The 25,363-nt window shown below is 47.0% G+C and carries 13 protein-coding genes and 2 pseudogenes; 2 read left to right on the top strand and 13 right to left on the bottom strand.

Annotated elements, in window-relative coordinates:
• Window positions 1–233: 233 nt before the first annotated feature.
• Complete coding sequence (trpS, locus tag A4V03_RS01320) at window positions 234–1,328, top strand: tryptophan--tRNA ligase (RefSeq protein WP_065537659.1); 1,095 nt, start codon at window positions 234–236, stop codon at window positions 1,326–1,328.
• A 157-nt stretch (window positions 1,329–1,485) separates the two neighbouring features.
• Here trpS and A4V03_RS01315 read toward each other — a convergent pair whose 3' ends face one another.
• The 13 genes and pseudogenes from A4V03_RS01315 to A4V03_RS01255 form a co-directional block, all read right to left on the bottom strand.
• The gene (locus A4V03_RS01315; RefSeq protein WP_065537658.1) at window positions 1,486–3,867 is read right to left on the bottom strand and encodes a DUF2339 domain-containing protein; all 2,382 of its coding nucleotides are present in this window, start codon (window positions 3,865–3,867) and stop codon (window positions 1,486–1,488) included.
• A gap of 171 nt (window positions 3,868–4,038) precedes the next feature.
• Window positions 4,039–6,855, bottom strand: a complete 2,817-nt coding sequence (locus A4V03_RS01310) for a M16 family metallopeptidase (RefSeq protein WP_065537657.1) — start codon at window positions 6,853–6,855, stop codon at window positions 4,039–4,041.
• A 32-nt stretch (window positions 6,856–6,887) separates the two neighbouring features.
• Entirely contained in the window at window positions 6,888–8,102 is a 1,215-nt protein-coding gene (locus tag A4V03_RS01305) for a TlpA disulfide reductase family protein (protein ID WP_158213971.1), read from the bottom strand.
• Window positions 8,103–8,127: 25 nt separating this feature from the next.
• Entirely contained in the window at window positions 8,128–9,297 is a 1,170-nt protein-coding gene (locus A4V03_RS01300; protein ID WP_084081093.1) for a TlpA disulfide reductase family protein, read from the bottom strand.
• Window positions 9,298–9,345: 48 nt separating this feature from the next.
• Window positions 9,346–10,443, bottom strand: coding sequence for a TlpA disulfide reductase family protein (locus A4V03_RS01295; protein WP_065537655.1), 1,098 nt, complete (start codon window positions 10,441–10,443; stop codon window positions 9,346–9,348).
• Between the two features lie 7 nt (window positions 10,444–10,450).
• Entirely contained in the window at window positions 10,451–11,431 is a 981-nt protein-coding gene (locus A4V03_RS01290; RefSeq protein WP_228099439.1) for a hypothetical protein, read from the bottom strand.
• Window positions 11,432–11,471: 40 nt separating this feature from the next.
• The gene (locus tag A4V03_RS01285; protein WP_065537653.1) at window positions 11,472–12,413 is read right to left on the bottom strand and encodes a PorV/PorQ family protein; all 942 of its coding nucleotides are present in this window, start codon (window positions 12,411–12,413) and stop codon (window positions 11,472–11,474) included.
• A gap of 4 nt (window positions 12,414–12,417) precedes the next feature.
• On the bottom strand, window positions 12,418–14,499 hold the full coding sequence (locus A4V03_RS01280; protein ID WP_065537652.1) for a S8 family serine peptidase: 2,082 nt from the start codon (window positions 14,497–14,499) through the stop codon (window positions 12,418–12,420).
• A gap of 23 nt (window positions 14,500–14,522) precedes the next feature.
• Entirely contained in the window at window positions 14,523–16,082 is a 1,560-nt protein-coding gene (locus A4V03_RS01275; protein WP_065537651.1) for a PKD-like family lipoprotein, read from the bottom strand.
• 14 nt (window positions 16,083–16,096) lie between these two features.
• Window positions 16,097–18,013 (bottom strand): DUF4843 domain-containing protein, encoded by a 1,917-nt coding sequence (locus A4V03_RS01270; RefSeq protein ID WP_065537650.1) that lies wholly within the window; start codon window positions 18,011–18,013, stop codon window positions 16,097–16,099.
• A gap of 27 nt (window positions 18,014–18,040) precedes the next feature.
• Complete coding sequence (locus A4V03_RS01265; protein ID WP_228099440.1) at window positions 18,041–19,471, bottom strand: RagB/SusD family nutrient uptake outer membrane protein; 1,431 nt, start codon at window positions 19,469–19,471, stop codon at window positions 18,041–18,043.
• Window positions 19,472–19,485: 14 nt separating this feature from the next.
• Window positions 19,486–22,848: a SusC/RagA family TonB-linked outer membrane protein gene (locus A4V03_RS01260; RefSeq protein WP_065537649.1), complete on the bottom strand. Its 3,363-nt coding sequence runs from the start codon at window positions 22,846–22,848 to the stop codon at window positions 19,486–19,488.
• Between the two features lie 1,287 nt (window positions 22,849–24,135).
• A pseudogene (locus tag A4V03_RS01255) lies at window positions 24,136–24,744 on the bottom strand (VapE domain-containing protein); the annotation flags it as partial.
• A 10-nt stretch (window positions 24,745–24,754) separates the two neighbouring features.
• Here A4V03_RS01255 and A4V03_RS01250 point away from each other — a divergent pair.
• A pseudogene (locus A4V03_RS01250) lies at window positions 24,755–25,336 on the top strand (HU family DNA-binding protein); the annotation flags it as partial.
• Between the last annotated feature and the right edge of the window lie 27 nt (window positions 25,337–25,363).

Genomic DNA, 25,363 nt, shown 5'->3' with positions numbered 1-25,363 from the left:
TGTTGACTTCAGAATTTGTGCAAATTAACGACATATTTTGCACATGACAAAAAGATACGTTCACTTTTTTACTGAAATAATTTACCGTGTTAATGAAACAATCGTTTTTCCATTGGCTTTTAATGATTACATTCTTATCTGAAGCAGGCACAAATCATGAAGTAACTGCATTTTGATGTTTCTTTCAGTTTTTATCCTTATCTTTGTCGCCATTATATAATAAGGTAATAAATATGGGAAAAGAAAAAATCATATTGACGGGCGACCGTCCTACCGGAAGACTTCATATCGGTCACTATGTAGGTTCGTTGAAACGCAGAGTTGACCTGCAAAACGCAGGTGATTATAGTAAGATGTTTATCTTCATTGCCGATTCGCAGGCATTGACAGACAATATAGACAATCCGGAAAAGGTGCGTCAGAATGTAATCGAAGTTGCTCTTGATTATCTGGCTTGTGGTATTGATCCGACTAAAGCTACGATTTTCATCCAGTCGCAAATACCGGAACTATGCGAACTTAGTTTCTATTATATGGACCTTGTCAGCGTATCCCGCCTGCAACGTAACCCGACTGTGAAATCGGAAATCCAGATGCGTAACTTTGAAGCAAGTATTCCCGTAGGTTTCTTCACTTATCCCATCAGCCAGGCAGCGGACATTACAGCATTCCGCGCAACGACTGTCCCCGTGGGTGAAGATCAGGAACCAATGATCGAACAGGCTCGTGAGATCGTTCGCCGTTTCAACTATATATATGGTGAGACATTGGTAGAACCGGAAATCCTGTTGCCGGACAATGCAGCTTGTCTGCGTCTTCCGGGAACTGACGGTAAAGCTAAAATGAGTAAATCGCTCGGAAACTGCATCTACCTTTCGGAAGAACCGGAAGAAATCCAAAAGAAAATCATGAGTATGTATACCGACCCGGGACATCTCCGCGTACAAGATCCGGGAAAGATTGAAGGTAATACGGTATTTACTTATCTGGATGCTTTCTGCCTCCCCGAACATTTCGAACGTTATTTACCGGATTATCCGAATCTGGCAGAACTGAAAGCGCATTATCAACGCGGCGGACTGGGCGACGTAAAAGTGAAACGCTTCCTGAACTCTATCATGCAAGAAATTCTCGAACCGATTCGCAACCGTCGTAAAGAGTTCAGCAAAGACATTCCAGCTATATATGACATGCTTCAGAAAGGATGCGAAGTAGCCAGAGCTACTGCTGCAGACACGTTGGCTGACGTAAAGAAAGCAATGAAGATTAATTACTTTGATGATAAAGAATTGATTGAAGAGCAGGTAAAGCGTTTCTCTCAGGAGTAAAACATTTCGTTTAGAAATAAACATAATAAAGAGCTAAAGTAAAGAGGCTGTCTAAAAAGTCGTCAGTAACTCTAACTCCCCTCCTTCGGGAAGGAGGAAAATGAAGATAGAACCGACTTTTTAGGCAGCCTCTTTCTTATCGAATATTTTCAAAGATTCAGTTTGTTTCTTCCTCGTCATTCTTGAACAACACATCCTTTAGTTTCTGATAAAGGAACGAAAGGATCAGCAATATCAATCCCAGAATGATAAATACGATAATCTTGCCAATAGTCGGCATTGCCCATAAATCGTCTAATACGAGTTTGAGCAGAACTATTCCGAAAGTCGCAAGGCTTACCATACGCATCGCTTTCTGATGCAGGCGCATTCCCAATCCCATCTGAACGAAACCGGCAATGCTTAATGAGAGTGATAGTCCGGCACTGAAATCGTCTACACCTACTTGCCAAAGGAAAGAACGTACCATTGTCAGCCAAAGGAGTGTGGCAAGAATATTCAGATATACGGTGAAGCGGGATTTTATGCCGATTGATGTATAGTACAGACGTGCCACGTAATATATGTTTGCTATCACGAAAGCAGCCGTCAGCCATCGCAACACGGCAGGAGTGAAAGCCATGTTCTCCCATTGGTCACACCATATATTCAGAATATATACAAGCGTATTCATTCCGATAGCCAAAGTATAGGAAGTGAGGTGCTTGGTTATCGGGAATCGTTTTCTGAAAGCATAGCAAATGCCCGAAATGAATACGGCGGTAAACAAGAACATCGCTCCGCTTCTCGTTGCCCCTTCAAAATACAAATTGAATTCCATCATAAATGTATAATAAAGTATGATTACGGAAAGTATAAGCATGAAAGGATTCCAGAAACTGTATTTCAGCCGGCGTGCCGTAGAGAAGAAGGAATGATAATGCTCCATTAATAAAGCGAATGCTCCTGTAGCTAATCCCACAAACAAAGAGGTGGTAAATGAACTATTCAGAAAAATTGTATCCAAAGAATGATGTTCAAACATCACGCTATACACATCCATCAAGTAAGAAACGAAAGTGAGTCCTACCAGGACTTTGGCCGCAGACTCATATACCCTGATTTTCGACTTGACATAAAGCCACAACAACAATACCATTTCCGATGCCCAAAGCAAAGTAATATAGTTTCCGTCCAGTTGAATCGGGACTGTAATGGAGACAAATGTCAGCACAAGCCCCAATGTGGTATGCACGAGGAATTTATATGCTTTCCTATCCTTCCATAACCAAAGCACCAGCCCCAGATTAACGAATGCGATAAACAGGCTCAACAGACCGCTCGCCTTAAAAGACAGTCCCATGTTCTTTAGGAAAAGAATTCCCGAAAGCAGATAGACAAAATTATTAGTGATGATGACAAATACCAGTCCGCGGCTCATAGCCTGTATCTTCTCTCCACGAAGAATGGAAAACACCGGAAGCAAAAAGGTAAAATAGAACAGAGTGGCAAACATCAGCAAATGTCCCGAAATGACCGTAGAACGGGAAGAATAGCTCAACAACAAGAAACTAGCCATTATCAGACAAGTAAAGACAAATGAGATTATCGGAAGTTCGCTCCACTTTTTGTAGATGGAAAGCCCGAACATTCCCAAATTCAATATACTCACATAAGTAAACAGAACTTGATAACTTCCTTCGCCGCTACTTACAATAAAAGGTGCTAGAAATCCTCCTACAAGCGCAATAACTGCCAGCTCACGCCTGTCATATATCACAGAAAGAACAGACATAAATATAGTAGTGGCTATCAGAATGATAAACGCTACAGTCTGCGAAAAGATATGATAATAATGGAATGCGATAGCAACCGTGAGATAGAACACGGCGAACGCTCCACCGGCAAGCAATGAACTGAATGTACGATATTTCTTCTGCAAGCGTTCGGCAACAACCAGCAATGCCGCCCCGGTCAGGAAACCAAGCACCGTACGGAAAGTCTCGTTTATCCAGTTCTTGTCAATAGCGTACTTCACAAAGAAGCCCACCCCTATCACAAATATGAGAATACCAATCTTTCCAAACAGGTTTTCACCGATAAACTTCTCGTAGTTGACTTGTTTCTTTGGTAGTTTCGGAGCAATCGGTGCCACACGAATCGGTTCTGGAGACATTGCAGACTCTTCCCGAACCGTATCCATCACTGGGATACTTTCAATAATTTCTTCCTGAACAGATTCTTGAACAGATTCCGAAGCATCTCGCAATTTATTGGCAACCACAGCCTCAACCATTGTACTCGGTTCGCGAACAACCAACTCTTCTTCAACCAATTTTTCTTCCGGCAGGACTTCTGCTACTACTTTTTCAGGCGTCTCCTCACTTGATTCCCTATCACCAGCAGCCATTTTCGCCTGCCCCTTCAGAAGAGCGTCCATCTGCTTTTTTATTACATCAAGCTCTTTCTCTATCTTCGTGAACCGACCATCAAACCGACATAGCAAAACAATAAGTATCACTATACCGAGTAACGGATATACACTATTAAAATCGCCCATAGTATTTTGTATTTGATTCAATATCACAAATATACGAAGAATTCGCAAGATACAGGGAGATTTGGATGGAATAAAGTAAGTGATTACAAAAAAAGAGGAGAAAATCTCCTCTTTTTTTAGAATGTTGCCCTAAATTCGCATCTTCATATTATTTCCATAGCGCTGTATCTTTCACTTTGACTGGAACGTCAGGTCTATCACATACGACTCCTTAAACATCTTCTTGGCGAACTTATGTATATCGGCAGGCGTCAACCGCTCCAATATCCTGTCAAAATTTTCGGGGGCGGTGATGTCGATACCTTCCGTATAATAAGCGGCAAGGGCAGCCATCCAATATGCGTCAGAGTTTCTCGACTGTTCGTCGTTTTTCCGCAGATTGGCAACCACCTTTGCAAACTCATCCTGCCCAGGTGCCTCTTCGGCAAGACGTTCCGTTTCGGCGTGTACCAACGACTTCAAATGGGCTTCCCGCTCGGGTGCACAGTCGAATATCATGGTAAAAGAGTAACGCGATTCGGGGAGACGGGACGAAGTAGCATTGATATTGATTCCATATGTGCCCCCCTCCTTCTCGCGGATGTTTTCCGTATAGCGCAACTGCAAGATGCCGCGCAACAGGCTTTGGCAGATGTTATGGTAAGGCGTATTTTTCAGCTTCGTTGAAAAATTGGTGACGACAGTGGCTTTTGGGGTCTCCCAGTTGAGCCGGACGTTTTTCACGACCTTCCCCTTTGCCGGCAATTCGCGGTGCAGAGTACGCTTCTCTTTGCGATGTTCGGAGCGCAAAGAACCGATGTATTTCTCCACCATCTGTCGGGCGTTCTCCTCTTTCAGATTGCCCATGATAAAGAACACGAAGTCGCTGGCGTCCTTGATACGGTCAGAATAGACATATTTCAATCTTTCCAACGTAATCTTATCCAAGTATGCTTTATTGAAAGCCGGGAAACGGGAGCTGTAATTGTGCAAAATCTGTTGGAGCGAGTCCTTCATCACCGTCTGCGGCTGTTCGGCATACTGCTGCAACGCTGCATAGTTGCGCTGCATCAGCGTAGCAAACAATGCTTCGTCGAACCGGGGTTTCTCGAAACGCAGGTAAATCAACTGCATGAGCGTCTCGAAATCTTCCGCAACGGAGGAGCCTCCTATAGCCTCATCCCATGGAGTGATGTTCACTTTGCATCCCACCCGCTTACCGGTCAGCAGTGTCCGCAGTTCGTCGGGCGTAAAGTCGCCCACGCCGAACGAAGATACCATCGTTGCGGCATTCTCGGCTGCGGGTAGCAGGTCGGTATCCTCGTAGACAGAGGTTCCGCCGTTGCTATAGGAGGAGACAAGGATTTTATTGCTCGCACTATGGCGGAACACCACGCGGGCGCCATTCTGCAAAGTCCACTCCACGGCACCAAAACGCTCCAGGGAACGCACCTTCACAATCTGTCCGCCCTGCAGCTCTGCATCATCCAGCAGTTTGCGCTGAACGCCCGAAGGGGTATTCACCGCATAAGGACGAATCTGACTGGAATGCTCCACGCGTTCCATGATAGCCGTCATATCCTCGCGCGACAAGTGTTTCTCTTTAGCTGAGCCCACTACCAGCAATGTCCGGTTTTTCGGGCTGTTCCACTTCTTCGCCCTGACAGAAACCTCCTCTACCGTGATGTCGGCAACAAGGCGTTTCACCCAACGGTAATAGTCGGAGGGGCTGAGAAGCGGTCGTCCTTCCAGAAAATGGGCCTGTATCTCTTGCGCATAACGGCTGTTTGCCTTGCCCTTCCTGCGTCCGTTCTCCAGTGCTGTGAGCATATCTTTCTTGGCACGCTCCAGTTCTTCGGGCGTGAAGCCATAACGTTTCACCCGTTCATTCTCGGTCATTGCCGCTTCCCATGCTGCGGCTTCCTGTCCGGGACGGGGAGATACATTAACGTTGTATGCACAATATCCGCGCACCAAATCTCCGTAGGCAATCTCCGCATGACGGAACGGCGTATCCGGACGACGTGCCAGCTCCGCGATACGCGTCCGCATCATCGAATTAAAGAACGAGATAATCAGACTCTCGCGCAGATAAGCCACGCGATTGCGTTCGCACGCCGGAGTGTCGTTCATCCGGATGGACAGCCCCAACGAAGAGCGGGCAGCTTCATTGTCCGTTGCCAGCACATAACGGGGAGTATCGTTGTCGGGTATCGAAAAGAACGGACGCGGCTCCGGATTCTTCACGGCAGGAATGGCAGTAAAAAGCTTCTTCACTTTTTCTTCCATCCGGCGCGCATCGAAATCGCCCACAATGGCAATCGCTTCCAAATCGGTGCGATACCATCGGTGATAGAAGTCGCGCAATGCCTGTGGAGCAAAGTGCTGAATGACGTCCAGTGTTCCGATGACATCCCTGTCGGCATACCGCGAGCCTTGATAGAGCACCTGGTTTGTCTTTTCCTGCATCCGCACCGTTGACGTTCGGCGGGTGCGCCACTCTTCGACAATCACCTTGCGTTCTGCGTCAATCTCTTTCTCTTCCAACGACAGGTAGTAAGACCAGTCGTGCAGTATCAACAGGCAGGTGTCCAGCAAAGATTCGCTTTGCGTAGGCACGTCGGTGAGTTGGTAAACAGTCTCATTGTGCGACGTATAGGCGTTGATATTGCTCCCGAACGCCACACCGTGTTTCTCCAGTCCCGAAATAATACCTTTGCCGGGAAAATGCTTCGTTCCCTGAAAAGCCATATGCTCCAGGAAATGCGCCAATCCGTTCTGCTCGTCCGTCTCCAACAGCGAACCGGCATTGCGAATCAGGTAAAAGCCTGCACGGCAGGGCTGGTCGCCGTTGTGGCGGATATAATAGGTAATCCCGTTAGGCAGCCTGCCTATGAGCACCGCCGAGTCGACAGGCAGCGTCTCTTGCCCGCCGACCGCCGCCGACTGTGCGCGTGCAACGGTCAGTGAGGCCAAACAAATACATATATATGCAATTATTTTCTTCATGAAATTGTCTTTTGGGGTGTGCACGAAGATGCTTATTTCTTCTCCTCTTCCTTGCCGTCACCTTCGCCGAAAGCGGGGGCACCTGCTAAAATCTGCTTCACACGGCTCACCATTTCCTCGCCACGCAGGGAGAAGGAAATGACTCTTCCTTCGGGGTCAATCAGGATGGTCTTGGGCACTGCCGTCACTCCCAGCATACGGGCGGCGGGCGAACCCCATCCCAAGAGATCGGAAGCGTGTGCCCACTCCTCCTTGTCCATCTGATGCGTGCGGATAGCGTTCTTCCAGTCCTTCTCTTTGTTGTCCAAAGAGAAACTGACAATCACAAAACGGTCACGGTCGGCCTGCGTTTCATTGTACAACTGTATGAGGTAGGGAATCTCCCGGCGACAGGGACCGCACCACGAAGCCCAAAAGTCCAGCAACACATATTTTCCTTTGAAATCTTCCAGCGTCTTGCGTCCGCCTTCAACAAGAGGAAGCGTGATGTCGGGCAACTCGCCGCCTACTTTCAACTCCTGCGCACGCACTACGTTGCTGAACGAACGGTAATACGGGTGCTTCTTCAACTTAGGCGACAAGGATTTCAGCATACGCTGCACGTAGGCCTTGCTCAATGTCGGGTAAACCTCTTTCTCCAGCATCAAAGGCACCAACGGCGAATCGTTGTGTTCGAGCAGAAAACGGAGTTGCGCTGCGGAAGCGGCAACCATTGCCGCCGCACCGACACGTACCCACTCTTCCTGATTTTCGGGTCGGCTCATCCATTGATTGAACGACTCTCCATGCTTCTCCTGCCACACGTTCAAGGTGTCGGTCTGCTCCTTGATACAAAGTCGGCGGATTTCCTTATACTGGTTGTACAGGTCGTTAGTCGGTGTTCCCTTTGCCATTCCTCCTGCGGGAAAAGCGGCATCCGGAATACGCACTTCCACCGTACCCGGCTCCACAAACAGTTGCACGTTGCCGTTGTCGAAGCCGGTCAGTAAATAAAGCAATTCCGGCTCGCCCTGTTTCAGAGAACGTGTAAAGGTGAAAGTACCGTTCACCGGCTTCACGGAATCGACATTGATCATGCGTTCGTACTCGTCCATCTGCGTCAGGTAAATTTTCTGTATCCGTTGCGGCGTATGGCGCAGCGAATCTTTCAGCATACGTCCTTTGATGACACACGTATTCTCTTGTGCCTGCACCCCACCCATACAAGCTATCAGGCAGGCTGCGGCTATATAGCACTTGCGTAACATTCTCGTTCCTCTTTTTATTCGTTTTTTATTCATACGTTTCCACTCCCTCAATAATTCGCTTCACCTTGTTGAGCATCTCTTCGCCACGCAGATTGAAAGCCACCACTTCTCCTTTCGGATTCAGCAAAACTGTGTGGGGAACACCCTGCACGTTGAACAGCGACACGGCATCGGACGACCATCCTTTCAAGGTAGAAAAGTGAATCCAGTTCTTGTGTTTCAACTCATTCTTTTCGATGCTGTTCACCCAATCAGGCTCTTTGCTGTCGATAGAGTAGCTGAGTATCACAAATTTATCGTTTGCCTCCGAAGCTGTCATCGCCTGCTTCAAATAAGGAAATTCGCGACGACACGGTCCGCACCACGAAGCCCAGATATCCAACAATACATACTTGCCTTTATAGTCGGAAAGGGATATCTCCTTGCCTTCCGGCGTCACTCCTGCGATGTCGGGCGCCGGCGAGCCTACCTTGAGATTGCTTGCCTTGATTTTATTCTCCAACTCACGATAGACAGGATGCTGCCTCAACCGTGAAGAGACGGCACGCATCAACGTACGTTCAATCGTTTTCGGTTGAAACAGGTGATAGATGTCATACTTGATGATAAACAAAGCCGCTTCACTGTCGAGGTGACTGCGTAGGTATTCCAGCGCCACCACTTTCTGCATCACGGTGTTTATATTGAACACAGAGCCATGATAGTCCATCCGCTGCTCCGGATTGTTCTTCACCTCTTCGGGCAGCGAATTGAACAGATTGTTCATGCGGACTTTCGATTCCTGCACATCTTTCCCACGTACCGCATAGTAGCCGCTCATCACATCGTTGCTGGGCGTACCGCTTACCTTTGCCGACACAGGATAGTGGGCATCAAAAGGCTGCACCGTAATGTTGCCCGGTTCGAGCAATAATTGCACGCTTCCGTTATCGAATCCGGAAAGATAGGCAGCTTCCACAAAGCGGGGAGCCTTACCCTCGAAACGGAAGGTCTTATTCTTTACAACGGCAGAATCCAGTCTGACTTCCTTGCCGTCGGACTGGCACGCCAGATAAACCATGCGGACCGCTTGCGGGGTGAAACGTAACGAATCACGCGTCATTTCACCAGTAATGACATACTTGTCGCCGTTTTGTGCCAGGCAACCAACACCTGCCAACATTCCAACGGCAACCGAAACTATTATTCTTCTCATATAAAAATAAATGCTTTATCTGTTTTTCTAAGTAACCGGAAAAAACGGTTACTTTAAGTTATCCTCCAAATATTTAGCCAGTTTTTCTCCTCTCAGATTGGTAGCGACAATACGGTTTTCTTCGTTGAGAATAAAGATGGCGGGAACGGCGCTCACACTGTAAAGCCGTGCCACATCGCATTTCCATCCTTTCAATGAAGAGACGTTTATCCACGTCAGTCCATCTTTGGCAATAGCATCCTTCCAACGTTCCGGCTTGTTGTCAAGCGATACGCTGATAATCTCCAGTCCCTTATCGTGATACTCCTCGTAAGCCTTTTTCAGAGCGGGATTGTTCAGGCGGCACGGTCCACACCACGAAGCCCAGAAATCAAGAATCTTCACCTTTCCAGCTACCTTGCTCAGCGTCACTTCCATGCCTTCCGGAGTAGTCAGCGTAAAGTCGGGGGCAAGTCTCCCCTTCTCCGTCTGCTCCATCCGTTCGTAACGTTCTTTCAAGATACGGGCACTGGGCGTCTGCTTGGCACCTTCGCCCAATGATTCGTACATTTTACGGCATTGCTCGGCGCCTGCATCGCGCATCTGTGCATTCTCCAGGTAAGTATGCGCTGTAATCAGGTCATCATGCTGCCCCAAAAAGTCGTAAGTCTCTTTTCTTGCCTGTTGCTCCAAAAGTAGAATCGAATCGTTCAGCGCACTGGCACTTCTGTATTTATTTTCGGCAACCAACGTCTGGTGTCTTTGCTTCATAGCGCTTATCTTCTGACGCTGTTCGGTGGAATACTTCAAGTATCCCGTCCAAGCATCCTGCAACTTACCGCCTCGGATGTAGGCCTCCCGCCCATTGGTAAGCAAAGCAGTGTACGAACCGCCCGGCTCTGCCATGAATGGAAATCCCCCCGAATAGTTCTCAACAACGATATGTGCCACCACCGGTTCGTCACACCTACCCTCCAATACAAAATCGGGGGCTTGGAAAAGGGCAGTGCCCAACGTATCCACCCGGTTTTCGGAAACCGGCGCCAGCATATACAGGCGCCCCGATTCCACTCCTTTAATCTGTCCTTTCACAATCACATTGTTCTGTGCATACGACAGATATCCGCAACTTGCCAAAAGCAACGTTGCCACTAATGTATTTTTCATTCCCTATTTATTGTAAAAGTGTTTCTATAATATGTATATATTCCTTGTTCCGGTTGTATTTCTTCTTATACTCCTTCACTACATCATCTATGCGGTCGAGATTCTTTCCGTTACGAATAAAGTTGCAGATAATCGTATAAAGCACCACATCCCTTACATCGCCCGTATAGAATGCGGCATACGCGCGGTATCCCTCTTCGAAGGAAGTAGGACGCGTGTAGGTTGTACCCGACTCGTGCGCCTTCTTCTCATTAACGAAGAACATATAGCGCATCAGCATCCCGATATAATCCAGAGACTGCAAGGCGTTCTTGTCCGTGCGCAAGCTATAGCCGTCCATTACCGACCAATAGTCACCGATTTCCTGTTTCTCAATCGGCAAACGACGGGTTTCGGCATACATCACCGGATATTCCATAAACGAATTATATACACTTCCTTCAATGTCTGCCAAGATGTAGCTGCTCACTTCGGGACGAATCTCCTTGCCGGCTTTCTCCAACAGTTTGCGGCTCTGCTCCAACAGTACCCGCGATGCTTCGAAACGCTCTTTCGGCTTCACATCTACAGCGATGCAAGCAAGAAGCTGTGATTTATAGCGCATGGTGCGTTTCAACTGAGCGATGTCGCGCAACAGGCGGTTTTGCGCTACCGCTTCTGCCGTTCCGCTGAACTCCACAGCCTGCACCTGCTTGCCTTCGTAACGAAGGTTGACGTGCAGGCTGTCGCCCGGCATCAATAAAACGGTTGTTTTGCCGTTGATGGCAAACGTCACCATCCGTTCTGTATCAAACGAGTAAATATGCTCCTCGCCCGGATTGGTATGAAACTCCTGTCGGAGCAACGGGGTCTGGAAACAGTCAAAATAGACCATCTCTGCCCGATAGCCGTAGATTTCGGCACTTAACACAGTTTTTTTAGCTTGCACTGTCTCCCATGCGACACTGCACAACAGACAAACACATCCTATTAAAATTCTTCTTATCATATACATTAATCTATTCATTATTTCTTAGTTCAACTCCAGTTCAGAAGGCTACTCCCAACGACACCTGCCATGTATTCTTGAGGAAGCTGTTTTTCTCAGGAATAATAAAGGCAAAGTCGGCACGTAGCATACTGTAATGCACGCCGCAGCCGATGGTACCGTAGCGTTGCATACGGTTGTTTTCTTCTCCATAGTGGTATCCGCTGCGTACAGAAAACAGCTTGAACGCCGTGTATTCCGCTCCAACGGCACCCTCCCAACAACCGCCGGGCCATACGCGGTAGCCCACTTCGAGCGTGCCTTGCAGACGGTGGTTGTCGTTGAATGCATAGTCAACACCTCCTCCGGCATTCACTTTGGCGGGCTGCTTATACTTACCGTATCCGTAATCCATTTTCGTACCGAAGTTGGAAGCCTGCAAACCCAAACTCCAACGGGCGTCGTCGTTATTGCGCCATGCTTGTTGGTAATAGACGCCAAGGTCGAAAGCCACTCCGTTTGCCGCTGCATTGTCGAAAAGAGCGGAACGTACGAAGCGTGCCGTTGCACCTACGGACAGTCCTTCGGTGAGTTTGCGTGCATATCCCAAGTCAATACTCCAGTCTTTGGGAGTATAGACCGCACCCGCACGCTCCACATCCGGACGGTTGATGTAGCGGAAACCCGCCTGGATTCCCTGCTTGTCGTCCAACCCGTAATAGCCTGCCAGAGCGTGCAGATTGCTGCCTGAAGCCAATTCGCGCATCCAGGGCGTAAAACTGTAGGCCACTTCCGCCTTTCGGTCCGAGAAAACATTCTTGGCAGCGTTTCTCCAAATGGAGAATGCGTTTGCCGAAGAAGCCACCCCACTGTTGCCCATTCCTACACCGCGCACATCGGGCGTCAGTTCGGGAAACAAAGCCGCTCCGTTATCACCCTGTCCAAAGGTAGCGGTTGCTCCGCACAAGAGCAACATCATCAAGCCATATCTTATATTTTTCATACTCTTACAGTTTTATGATATTCTTAGTAATCGTTTTATTGTTGCACGTCAGTTTCACGACATACATACCGCCACTCAATCCGGAGATATCGATTTTGCCGGGAGAGCTGAGCGAGATATTCGTCACTTGTTCGAGCACCAAGTTGCCGAGCGTGTCGTATATCCGTGCGGTCACCTTGCCACTGAAGGTGGCGCTTGCACCAATCGTCAGTTCGGTGTTCGTGTTTTCGATGCTTGTTTCCTTGTGTACTTCGGGTAACAGGCGAACGGTGAAAGCGGTAGTGGTAGTCTGTACGTTGAGGTGCTCTTCTCCTCCGACTCCCTGGTCGGTCACGGAGAGGGAGACTTTGTACGAACCGGGCTGAATATCCTTGTTGTGCAGGGAAAGAGTGAGTTTTCCATCTGCGAAAGTCTGCTTAAAGATACCGGCAGGGTCGTCCACCTCATAGGTAAGGCCGGCTGTATCGGTTTCCTTGTCGCTCAGTTCAAACACGTAGTTCACTTCTTCGTCGTAGTAAAGTACTTTATCTGTCTCTATATCCAGTCCTTCCGAAACCAGCTTGATAACAGGCGGCCAGTTCATGGCTCCCGTCAAAGCACCGTACGCATTGACACAACCTGTGCCAATCATTCCTTCGTATTCGGGATTGTATTCTGCAATGGGAGTGACATTCTGCAACAGGCGATGTTTCACCTCTTCGGCAGTGAGTCCGCCTTCCTTGTCTTTCAAGTAAGAGACCACCAACGCTGCTACTCCCGCCACTACGGGCGAAGCCATAGAGGTGCCGACCATAGGTTTGACAGCGTTATTGTTCACCGTACTCCAGATTGCCCAAGTATTCCAATCGTATTCGGCTGGAACTTCATCACCACCACCGCCGGGAGCCGAGATAGACACCCACGAACCGTAGTTGGAGAAACTACTCTTCTGAAAACGGGGATTTACACTGGCTACGGATATCACATGATTCAAAGAGGCGGGAATTACCGCATCCTTCTTCACGCCGTCGTTGGCAACAGCCGCAATCACCAAGCCACCTTTCATCGGACCTACCTGATTGCCGTCTTCATCACAACCTGCATATTCCACAAAATAGTCGACAGCCTCCTGAAAAGCCTGTATGGTTGCCTGCCCTGTACCGACATGATAGCTGTTATTGCAAATCACCGCTCCCATATCCGCCGCATATTTAATGGCGGCAGGGCCATAAGAAAAGTCACAGGTCATGATGCGGACTCCCTGATTGTACATCGGATAACCACCGCCGGCTATACCTGCAATACCATTAGGATCGAAATAATTATTGGTAACTGTAGATGCACCGATTATTCCCGCTACGTGTGTTCCATGACTTTTATCATCGCTGAGAATGGTATTGTTGTTTACTCCCAATCCATAGTAGTCGCCCACATAGCCGTTGCCATCGTTGTCTACATAGCCATCTTCATCCTCCTCGTCATTTCGCCACATACACTGATTCAATTCCATGTGTCTAAAATCGACAATCTGATCAATCACAGCCACAATCACATCCGAGCTTCCCGAAGTCAGTTCCCAAGCATCCAGAATCTTGATATCCGCACCTTCCATCATACCAATCTGACCTGTATTGTGCAAATACCACTGAGAACCGAAATAAGTATCCTTAGGCGGATTCACCGCAACAGGCACCAACTTGCCCACAGGCTCCACGCAAGCCACATTGTCTAATGCGGAAAAAGCATCCACTGCCTGTCCCACATTGACGGCTTCGTCAAACTTCACTTTATACCACAGATGCAATCCTGCCTTTCTGGTGCGCTTCTCATACTTTCCGGCAGGAAACAGGCGTTCCATCTGCTGCATCTTTATATTCACGGCGGCGGCATCCAAATCTTTGTTGCCGGTTTCCACCTCACCGCTACGAGTAGCCACTACTTGCAAATCTTTGTCCAGTTGCTTGAACTTCACATAGACCTCTCCTTTCACAAGCCCTTCCTCGTTCATCCATGAAGACAAATCATCTTTGGGCACTTCCGGAGTGATGTAATCCTGACAAGCAGTCAACGCAAGCAACAGTAAGCTATATAATAATGTACGTTTCATAATCACACTAAATTTTATTCTTTTTAATTAGATGCTGTATTACGGAATGAGAAACAGAAGTCTTTGATGGCTCCGAACCCTGCAAATTTCTTCACGCTATCTTCCTTTAAGTCTCCGGCAATGGTAAGTTCAATCTGATGCAACTCCCATGTGCCGTCTTCTTTCTCTACAGCCATACCCAACATACGCATTTCGTGAGGACGCCCTATGTTCTCATTCAAGATTCTGAATTTCATCTTTGAAATCGTACCTTCCGCATCATAAATCTCCACCGACTCACCATTGCTGACATTGCAACGATAAAGTTTGCTTCCTGAAATGTAGAAGAACTGTTGTAGGAACGCATACGGTGCTGTGGCAAACTGAGAAACCGCATTGCCGCCCACCAACTGTCCGATAGCATCGCTGCGGGTCACTGCATACTCTTTATCATCATTCCGTCCTAAGTGGTAAACGACGTAATCCTGCGTATCCTTGTGACGGGCGATGGCGATACCCAATGAATTCTTACTCTCGTCTCCATCACCATACTCAGGTCCCATCCACACAATCTCCGTGTCATTAAGCCCTTCTACATACTGATAGATAAAATTCAATTCAGCCTTGCCACCTCTGATGTCTGCGTATCCAAATGCCATTTCTTCATTGTCCCATATGGCAATCTGTCCGGATTCGCCCAAATTATGACCAAGCACTCCCGTGCTATAAGGGGTTTTGTAAGGTTCAATCATCTCATATGTTTCACCATCGTAGCAATAGTGCATTTGTCCACGTTCGTCCACAATGACGGTAGAAAGACACGCCACGCTTCCGTCAATACCATTCACCAGCGAAAGTTTGTTGGCCTCTACCACACTCGGCAACTTCATAGCAGTCATGGAGAGCGTACTGGGTTTTGTCCGCCAAACACCATTTTTTGACATCAGTTGCAGAATTTCCGGATTTACGGCATTCTTGCGGTCTAACGTAGGAGAGTAAATCAAATGCGTTGCATCGCGGATTACTTTTATATCTTCCGACTTGGAAAGACCCAAATCGCCATATCCGTCAAAAGAGATGATGGAATTCACAGAATCGGGTTCTTCTATTACCGACAACTGTTGTACACCTTCTTTTTCATTCAATACAAACCAGCTGTTGATATAAGGTTGCGATGTACTGATACTCAAAGATTTGTAGAAACTTACATTGGTAAGTTCATCGGTCACGCTAAACACAATGCTGTAAGAAGTCGCTGTATTGGCAGGAAACTCCAATTCCAATACTTTGTCTGTAATAAGAACAGCCTTTTCGCCTGCTTTGGTCACTTTCCACTCATAAACGAGATTCTCCTCATTCTGAGCCATCGTCTGCGAAATGACAGGAGTATAGACAACTACTACATCAATAGGAGATTGCTTGCAACGGCTGCTCCCCATTTCGTTAATCACAATTTCATTTCCTCCTTTGATGGCTGCCTTGATGGAGCATTCCACCTCGTTGATTTCTTTATAGTCGTAGTTACCTTTATCATTGTAACATCCGGCAAGCCCCCCCATCAGGAGGAGGGCTGCCAATAGCCATATCTGAATATTTTTTTTCATATCATTCAAGTTTATTAGTTACCGGGGAAAGTTGCCGGATATTCAAACGGTTCGGGGTTGGATGATGCATAACGATTCATAAATGTTGTGTAGTTTGCATTATAAGCCTCTACCAATACTTTATATACACCTTCTTGAGTATATGGGTGCCAATACCCATTACGTAGTGCATACTCATCTACGCTACCATAACATTTTGGTAAAAGCGTCATCCATGTAAACACTAATTTCGATTCGGAATACTCACCCAAATATTTATATTTATCCCAATAAGAAGGCTTAATTAGAGATTCGTCCAGTACCGGGAATACAATATCCTCATCTCCTCCCCGCTTCGCTTCATACCGGAATATGATATTCCATTGATTCCACACTGTCTGTTGATTTGGAGTACCAGAAAACCCATACTGAGACATAACTCCCTTCACAAAATTTTCTTTTTTCTCATTATATTCATCACCCAAGAACGACTGATTCCACCATGCAGGCTTTACTATCGGCAATTCAATCATGGTGTCCGGATGTGTTTTGTTGTAAGCTGCAATCGCATTTTTAATCTTTGGCATATAACCTAATGAGAAATTGGCATTGGTAAGTTGAGGATTCTTTAACTGAGGAATACCCTTCACCGGTTCCCAAGAAGTATCTCTGTTATATTCAAACAGTGCCTTTACAATCACATCTCTTTTGATTGAAGAAAATTCGCCAAACAATTCCTGACGCATTTCCCACCATTCGGGCACCAAATTATCTTCGGGAAACGATAAGCCCAACGGAGCACCGGGATGAGCCGTATTATAAGCATCTATATTCAAACGTATTACGGAAGGCACATATTCCCATGCATCTTCGGGCACATTGTTCAACTTGCAAGTTTCAAAAATTGTTCTTGTCACAAACTCCTGCTTGTCAACAGCCCATTCGCCCAAGGCCTGATTGTTCCACCATCCGGCACGACTTTGATTGACCGGGAACTCATAGCCGGCATCCGCCGCCACTTTTTCGCGGAAAATAAGATTCCAATAGACAAGTTTATCGTTTTCCAACAACTCTTCCTCGCCCATGACGCTCCGTATGAAGTCAAACTTCTCGCGGGAATAAGCTCCCAATAAGTTTGTTTCGACATCTCCTTTCCACCACACAGTCTTAGGCATATCGGGAATCTCAGTGGCAAAGCGTGTCGCCATTTCGGGATGCTCCTTCAGATAAGCAACCAACTCCTGGTTGTATTTATCGGTCTTGTTCCACATATAATCGTTGCTACGCACAAACGGACGTTGTGAATAGGTCAGCATAAACGCATACTTCTCCTCATCGAAAGCTCCCAACCACTCTTCGCGTGCATCCCAGTCGTCGGGTTTCTCATAGATGTCTTTCAGTGTTACCTCGAGCACGTTCTGCTCCGTCACCCCTTCCTGAAAGAAGGGATTGTCTTCCGTATCAATCGTAATACCGAAACGATAAGTGCCGCGCATAAATTCGCCCCGTTCGTTCTTCGGGCGCACAATGGTGAACTTGATGGTATCCCTCACCTGTTCGGGAGCCACGCTATAGTAAGGCTCAAAGATTACTTCGGGAACAAAATCACTCTCTTCATCTTCCAGTTTTATCGTTTTCAACTTATAAGGGCGCTCATCGGGAGAAGGGAATCCCTGGATCTGCATATAGATTTTCTCGTATGTGTACGCCTCCAGATTGTCACCATAGTAATAGGTTTCTTCGCGTTCGTCGCCTTTTTTCCTTTCCTGATAGGTGGCGGTGGCGAAATTGAAAATGCGGTCCAAATCCGAAGCATCACCCGGAATCAGTTTACTGTCTTCACCCGTGTAGAATTGCAGGCCATCCTTTTCCAGACTGTAACGAATCAAATCGTCTTCTCCGCAAGCGGTGAACAGTCCTGCCAATAAAAATAGATATATATTTTTTCTCATTGCTTATTCATTTTAATGAAACCAAAATCATTCCTGTGCTCCCACTCCGTATTCAATCTCGTCGTCGGGCGTAGGCAACACATAATATTTTGTCATAGACGGTATCGTGCTGGGACAACGCCAGAACGTACGGTAGTTGTGACGTTTCAGGAAATAGAACCACTGTCCCTCGGCGAAGAATTCTTTCTGATACTCTTCGTTCAATGCATCCCGGCGGGCCTGTTCGTCGTAGGCGTCATTGGCTACCAGATTGTTGGAACGCGAGATTCCGCGTGCGTTGCGCACCAGGTTGATATAGGTGACACTCTCTTCGAGACTGACACTTTCGGCCAGGATGTAGTACATTTCCGACAAACGAATCAAAGGAATCTTCTCTTTATATTCCACTTCGCGTCCCAGATACTTGCGGCACATTCTTCCGTTTTCTCCATGTATGAATCCGTATCCGTTTTTGTAACGGATGTCATTAATACCTATGTTCTGCTTGTTGAATACCTGGTCGCAGTTGTCGTTGGATATATAAAGCTCGTTGGCATATCTGGTCAGTTCCGCCCAGTCGTTCTTTACTTTCGTCTCCATATCGTCGCGTCCCAATCCGAAAATCGTCTCTTCGTAGAGAGAAACATCTTTGGTATTGTCCATTGCAAGCGTAAAGCCGCATCCGTCAATCACTTCCTTAGCCTTCAACGCCGCATTGGCTTTGTCGCCAATCCATAAATAGACACGTGCCATCAAGGCTTTCACCGCCATCTTGTTCATGCGATGCTTGCGGTATCCCAAGAATACATCGTCAAGATTGTTCTGGTAGTGGAGGTTGTCGTCTTTCAACAGTTCTTCCGCTTCCTCCAAATCGTGCAGAATGTTCTGGGCAATGCGACTGGCGGGCAGCAATGACTTGGCTTCGTCGTTAAACTCCGTACGCCAGGGCAGACACGCCATTTCCGGGTCTTCGCTATAGATAGGGCCGTAGAGACGGAGCAGGTCGAAGTAATGAAACGCGCGAAGCCCTAAGGCTTCCCCTTTCATCAATGTCCAGTATCCGTCGGTGGTGACGATGTTCCTGCCACCGTTTTCAAGGTTTTGCAGCAGGTTATTGATGTTGCCGATGGTGCAGAAGAGGTTTACCCACAGACCGTTCACCATATTCTTGGCACTTTCATTCTTCTTGTAGTCGTAGCGCTGTGCGCGTTGTTCTTCGGTGGGGATATTGCTTCCGTAGTTGTCGTACCGTTGCACCAGGAATTCCACCGAACCGTATGTCATGCTCTTACCGTATGTTTCGTCCAGCGTCATACGTGCGTAGATACCTATAAGGGCACTCTTGTAACCAAGTTCGCTATTGAACAGTTTATCGCTCTCCACCTGGTCTTTCGGGGTCACATTCACCCAGTCGGCACAACCGGCAAAGCCGGCAGCAAAGAGTACCATACTCATCCCTATAATTATATTCTTTATCATATTTTCTCCCTCGATTAGTTAAACAATAAAGACACAGACAGGTTGAAACTTCTTGCATAGGGGTAATCCAGCCCTCGCTCCTGTTTCACTGTAGAAAAATGGAAAATATCCTGCATGGAAGCCGTGAGCGACATACTCGCCACGCGGCAAGTTTTCAGGAATTTGATTTGTTTCGGGTCCAGACGATACCCCACAGAGATGGAGTTCAACGCAAATTCATTGTATTTCTGCAAGAAACGTGTGCTGGACGGGGTGTTCTGGCTATACAGCCCCATTCCTTTATACTTGGCATAACGGTTTGTCGTGCTCCAACGGTCGGGTCCCCCCGCACGGCGGTCTACGTTGTTGGATATTTCGGCATTCTCGATTTTATTAATCAATGTCTCGTTCACGCGGTCGGCTCCCAACTGGTAGGTGAAAGCCAATCCGGCTGTCAGTTGTTTCCAGGTGAGCGAAGAACTGATGGCACCACGAATCTTCGGTTCCGTATCTCCTACGGCAATCTTGTCTTTGGGATCCCACACAAAGGTTTTCTCTCCGTCGCGTGTGAGGAACAACTCCTTACCCGTGGCAGGGTCGATACCCAACGAAGGAACCAACTTAATCACGGAGGTAGACTGTCCTTCTTCATAGACAGGCGGCGTGCCGTTGCGTTCGCTCAGGTTTTTCTCGTTCATCTTCTTCAGTTCGTTGGATAGCTTCTTGATAACGTTGCGGTTGTGGGCAGCATTGATACCTACCGACCACTGAATCTGACGCTTGTAATCATTAATCAGCAGACTGCTCAGAGAGAACTCTACGCCTTCATTCAACACGGCACCCACGTTGCGGGTAACGGAAGCAAAACCGGTAGAAGGCTGTACGTTGTTCTCCAGCAACATCGCATCCGTATAATTATGGTAGTAAGAACCTGTAAAGTTCAGTCTGCCGTTCCACAAGCCCAATTCCGCACTCGCTGTCTTGCTGGTGGTTTTCGACCATCCCAAAGAAGGATTGCCCAATCCCATAAGCTGCGCTCCCAACGTATCGCCGGAGGGATAAGGGAACATCAGGTCGGAGTAGGAATAAGTCTCTTTTGCCTGATAGGGCGAGTAGCTTTGCGAACCGGTGGTACCGATGTTGACATAGAGTGCCAAGTTGGAGACGGGGGTGCCTTTCAGCCATTTCTCTTCGTGCATATTCCAACGCAAACCGGTAGACCAGAAAGGTGCCATTCCCGTATCGTTACCAAACTGTGAGGAAAGGTCGCCATGCACATTCACGTCTACGGAGTACCGACGGTCGTACATATAGTTGAGCGAACCGAGTACGCCCACACTGCGTTGTGTACTCTCGCTACCGGATACACGGTCTTCCATCTTATGTGCATACAAGAAGTCGGTCATGTTGTCGTTGGGGAATCCTTTTGCCGAGAGCACTACACCGTCGCTCACACGGTTGGATACGTTCCAGCGCACACTGACAAACAGTCCGTGCTTGTCGCGAACGAGGTTGTAGTTGACAGAAGCATTGGCGTCCCAACTGGTGGACTCGCCGAGGTTGCGTTCATAGGAACCGCGCTTGGTGATGTCCTCTTCCTTAGCAAACATGGTATGGTTGGCAGAACGGAACTGCTCGTTACGGCCGTTTGAACGGGTAAAGGAGAGTTGTCCCTGCACACGCAGATTCTCCAACAGGAAATATTCCAAAGAGAAATTGTCAATCACGCTAAAGTTACGGTTCATGTCCTTGTATGGGAACTGCGTATCGTAGAGCGGGTTCGTAATCACCTGCTGCGCGGTACCCGAAGGCATGGGCTTCGTCTCGATGATACGTTGGTATTTACCGTTTTCGTCGGTCAGGCGATAATAGGGATTCATCTTGCTGTAGGCTGAGAAAGCCCCGTAAGGAGAGTTGTTTCCTTCGGTGTTTTCGATAGAAAGAGAATTGCTGATATTCAAGTTCTTATAGCGGTATTGCAGATTGAAAGACAATCCCATATTCTCGCGGTCGGAGGCTTTCATTACACCGTACTGATTGCCGTAGTTCACACCCAAGCTATAGCGAACCGCTTCATCGCCGCCTTCGAGATGCAGCGTGTGGCGATGTGTCACTGCCGTACGAAGCGGCTGCGACAACCAATATGTATCTACTCCGCGCAGAATTTCTTTTTTCTTTTCATTGTAATAGTTCATCAGGCTCACCGAATTGAAGAGTCCGGCAGCACGTTCATACTCCAATTTTTCCGAAGCATTCATCAAATCGTAGTCCGAAAGGTCAGGCACGGAAATACCGATATTGGCACTGTAGCTGATGTTCAGTTTTCCGGGAGCGGGTTTCTTCGTTTCAAACACGATAACGCCGTTGGAAGCCTTTGAGCCATAGAGGGTAGTACCCGCCGCATCTTTCAGAATCGTAATGGATTCGATACGCTCAGGGTCGATGTCTACGATACGTTGCAATGAAGTCTCGAAACCGTCGAGGATAAAAAGCGGCATATTGGGACGATTGGAATAGTCGCCCATCATCATATTGAAAGAGCTGGCACTGCTGGAACCCAACTGCACGTCACCACGCAAATTAAACTCAGGCAAGCGGTTCGGGTCGGAGCCGTACTGGTTTTGGTCTACGATGCGAAAGCTGGGGTCGAAGACCTGAAGTGCTTCCAACAGGTTGTTGGGATTTATGCGTTTCAGATCGTCCGCCTTCACCGTCACATAACGTCCGGTAAATCCCGCCGCCTTACGGGGAGCCATACCGGTCACCACAACACCTTCTATCTCGTTCGCCATCGGTGTCAGTTTCACCTTCAGTTTGCTCAAGTCACGGTTGGCAAGCCGCACTTCCTCCTGCTGGTAACCCACATAGGAGAACAGCAAGGCAGTGGCGCTGCCCGGAAGCATCTCGATATGGAACTGTCCGTCTATATTGGTAGTCACACCTACGCCCTTCTGCTCTTTCAGCACAATACTGGCGCCGGCAAGAGGTTCGCCGGTCTGGGCATCGATTACTACACCTGACACTTTTTGCATGTCCTTCTGTTGCTTTACAGCTTTACGCAACACAATCGTGCGGTTAGGCTGGTAAGCAACGCTGACGGGATGTTCTGCAAAAATGACAGAAATCACATTCCTCAGCTCCATATCTTTCACATCAATCGTCACGTTCTTAAGAAAATCCAATTCCGAATGATTGTAAAAGAAGCGTACATTAGCAAGGCTTCCTACTTTATTAAGCACTTGCTCCACAGCTTCATTCGTTGCCTTAACAGTGATTCTTGTTGTCTGATAATCCACTTGTTTTTGCGCATTAGCAACACTGCCTACGAAAAACAGCATCATTCCAAGCAGCAACAAAGAATAGCACTTCATGCCCTTTTTGTAGTTCTTTTTCTGCATAAGAAATAAATTTAATAATTAATCAATACTTGGGTTGTACACCAAAGACTGTCGGGTTTTTAACAGGGGGAAAAATCGAAGTTCGGTAAGAAATCCGAGACAAGCCGCATTTACCGGTTAATTAAAAAGAGTCTCTCTTTTTAATTAATAAACGTGAATAAAATAAATCCTTCACTCTTGTACTCACGTATAATGCAACTTTACAATTCATTCTATAAACTTGTAGTTAATCTAACAATAAAGCTATATCTTCTCAAAATATCCATCACATTAAAATAAAAACTATCCCTATGTGAACAATATTGATTTTGCAAATATAAATATAGATATTTTAACCACAATACAAATTAAGGGATATTTTTCAAAAAAATCATTTAAAACCTGTTTAAATTTTATTTAGTGTGTTTCGCCAACATGCCAACATGGAAAAAGTCCTAATCTTCGGTTCCAGAGCTAAAGGTACATATCCGGAAGGTTCCGAAACACTCCAATAGGTGAGCATATAGTACGGGCAGGACTGCCTTTCTCCAACAAGCATGATAGTTGCGGCCGAAAACGACTTCTTCTGCAAGATTTCGCCTTCAGCCTCTTCAGGCGCTCTGAAACCTCTTATTCATCGGCATTCCGGCTGAAAGCGAACCGCAAAAGTAAGAGCCTGTTTAAATTTTCCTGAGATTATGTTAGATAGGCTTTACCGACCAGTTTTTATTCGTCACATAGTCTCCGTCATGCTGCTCACAACAACAGAAAATATACTCGAAAGCAACTCTCAGAACTGTGTCGGGCAAAACTCGGAGCAGGCTCTTAATAACCCACTTTTCATTCATTAATAGAAAAGTTCTCTTTCATTAATTGTAAACTTCTTATTATCAGCATATAAACTTATTTTTCGTTAACCGTAATCTATAAACGCAAGCTTCGTTTATAAAAACAAAGGCTTTGATTATAAAAACGAAGCTTGCAATTATATAATCAAAGCTTGCGTTTATAGTTTGCATCGAATGAAAAGAAAGTTTCCTTCCTGTCCGAAGGAACTTTAGACTTAATGGGCGGGAAGTTTTCTATTAATAGCCAAGAGCGCAACTGTTAATACCCCTTCCGACAACTACAGACGGACGCGACAAGAAGAGCCGGGGTAAGTTGAAATATCAGCTATAAAATTATGACTGAAGAGAATTTAAACAGGCTCTAAAAAATACAGTTTTCAGCCGTTTCAGTTTCATGGAGATGCTTGCCTTATGAAAACAAACCCGTCAGCGGCGAATAGGTATAAACATTCTTCTTCCAGTTAAAAACATCCTCAGCAGGGCAAGCATGATAAAAATCCACATTGTGCCGTTGCAGTTCGCGTTCCTGTTCTTTAGTGAACCAATAAGGAATCCCCTGTTCCAGTTCAGCTTTCAGTTGGGCAAAAAGTTGCGCATGCTCGATACCCTCACAGTCAATAGGTTTTATGACTTCCACGCAAAGATAACGACGGCTGCCCGTAGGCTCAGTCAACAAATCATAGCGGTTGGAAGTGCCTATAAACGAAGCGACACGCGGCAAGTCACGATAGTTTTTCTGATACGCCTTACAAATATGCAGGCTCGACATTTGCATCAGATTTTTCAATAAGGGCATCTTACTCGCAGCATATTTATCAAATTCATCAAGATTGATCAATCCCATCTCCGACATCAGACGCTCTGCCTTCCCTTCCGAAGTCAGTTGGAGATTATCCATATAGTAATGCCGCAAAGCCGCAGGCATCAACGACTTGCAGAAAGTAGACTTCAACCGCCCCTGTTCCGAACTTACGAGGATGAGAGCTACACTATTGGCATGAATCCCTGTTTTTCCCGACCATTGGACGGCAACTCCCAAAAGCCATGTATGAAAGCCGCGTACCCACAGAGATAAGTAGAAAAGATTCCATCCGCGCATCATCGCCAACGGACAGGTAGATACGGATGAACCCAGAAGCAGAATTCAGTCGCGATGCACACTGAACGAAATAGGCGTGACTGCCGTATTGGACGCTCTCTCGCAAGTAATGGGAGAAGAACTTGACGAAGGAAGACAGGTACACCTGAACGGTATCGGTTATTTCTACCCTACGTTGACCGCCACCGAAGAAATATCCGCAGATACTCCCCGCAAGAATTCGAAAGTGAGACTGAAAGCGATACAATTCCGTTCTGACAAAAGGTTGAAACAATCTGTCGGAACTGTAAAAATAAAGCAAATGAAGCGGGTCAAACATTCCGCCAAATTATCGGAAGTAGAGATAGACATGCGACTGAAAGAGTATTTCACCGACCATCAGATTATGCAACGTTCCGACTTTCAAGGTATCACAGGGATGGTACGCTCCACAGCCATGATTCATATCCGCCGGCTCCGCAAGGAAGGCAAGCTACTGAATATCGGCATATCCAACCAACCGATATATGTGCCCGCTCCCGGATTTTACGGAAAATCCAGAGACTACCAGCCTGTCAGATAAGCTGGCACAAAGTAAAAAAAAGACGGC

The organism is Bacteroides caecimuris, assembly GCF_001688725.2.
Classification (GTDB): Bacteria; Bacteroidota; Bacteroidia; order Bacteroidales; family Bacteroidaceae; genus Bacteroides; species Bacteroides caecimuris.
Note: the sequence above shows the minus strand (reverse complement) of the source record. Positions and strands in the feature narration are given on the sequence as shown.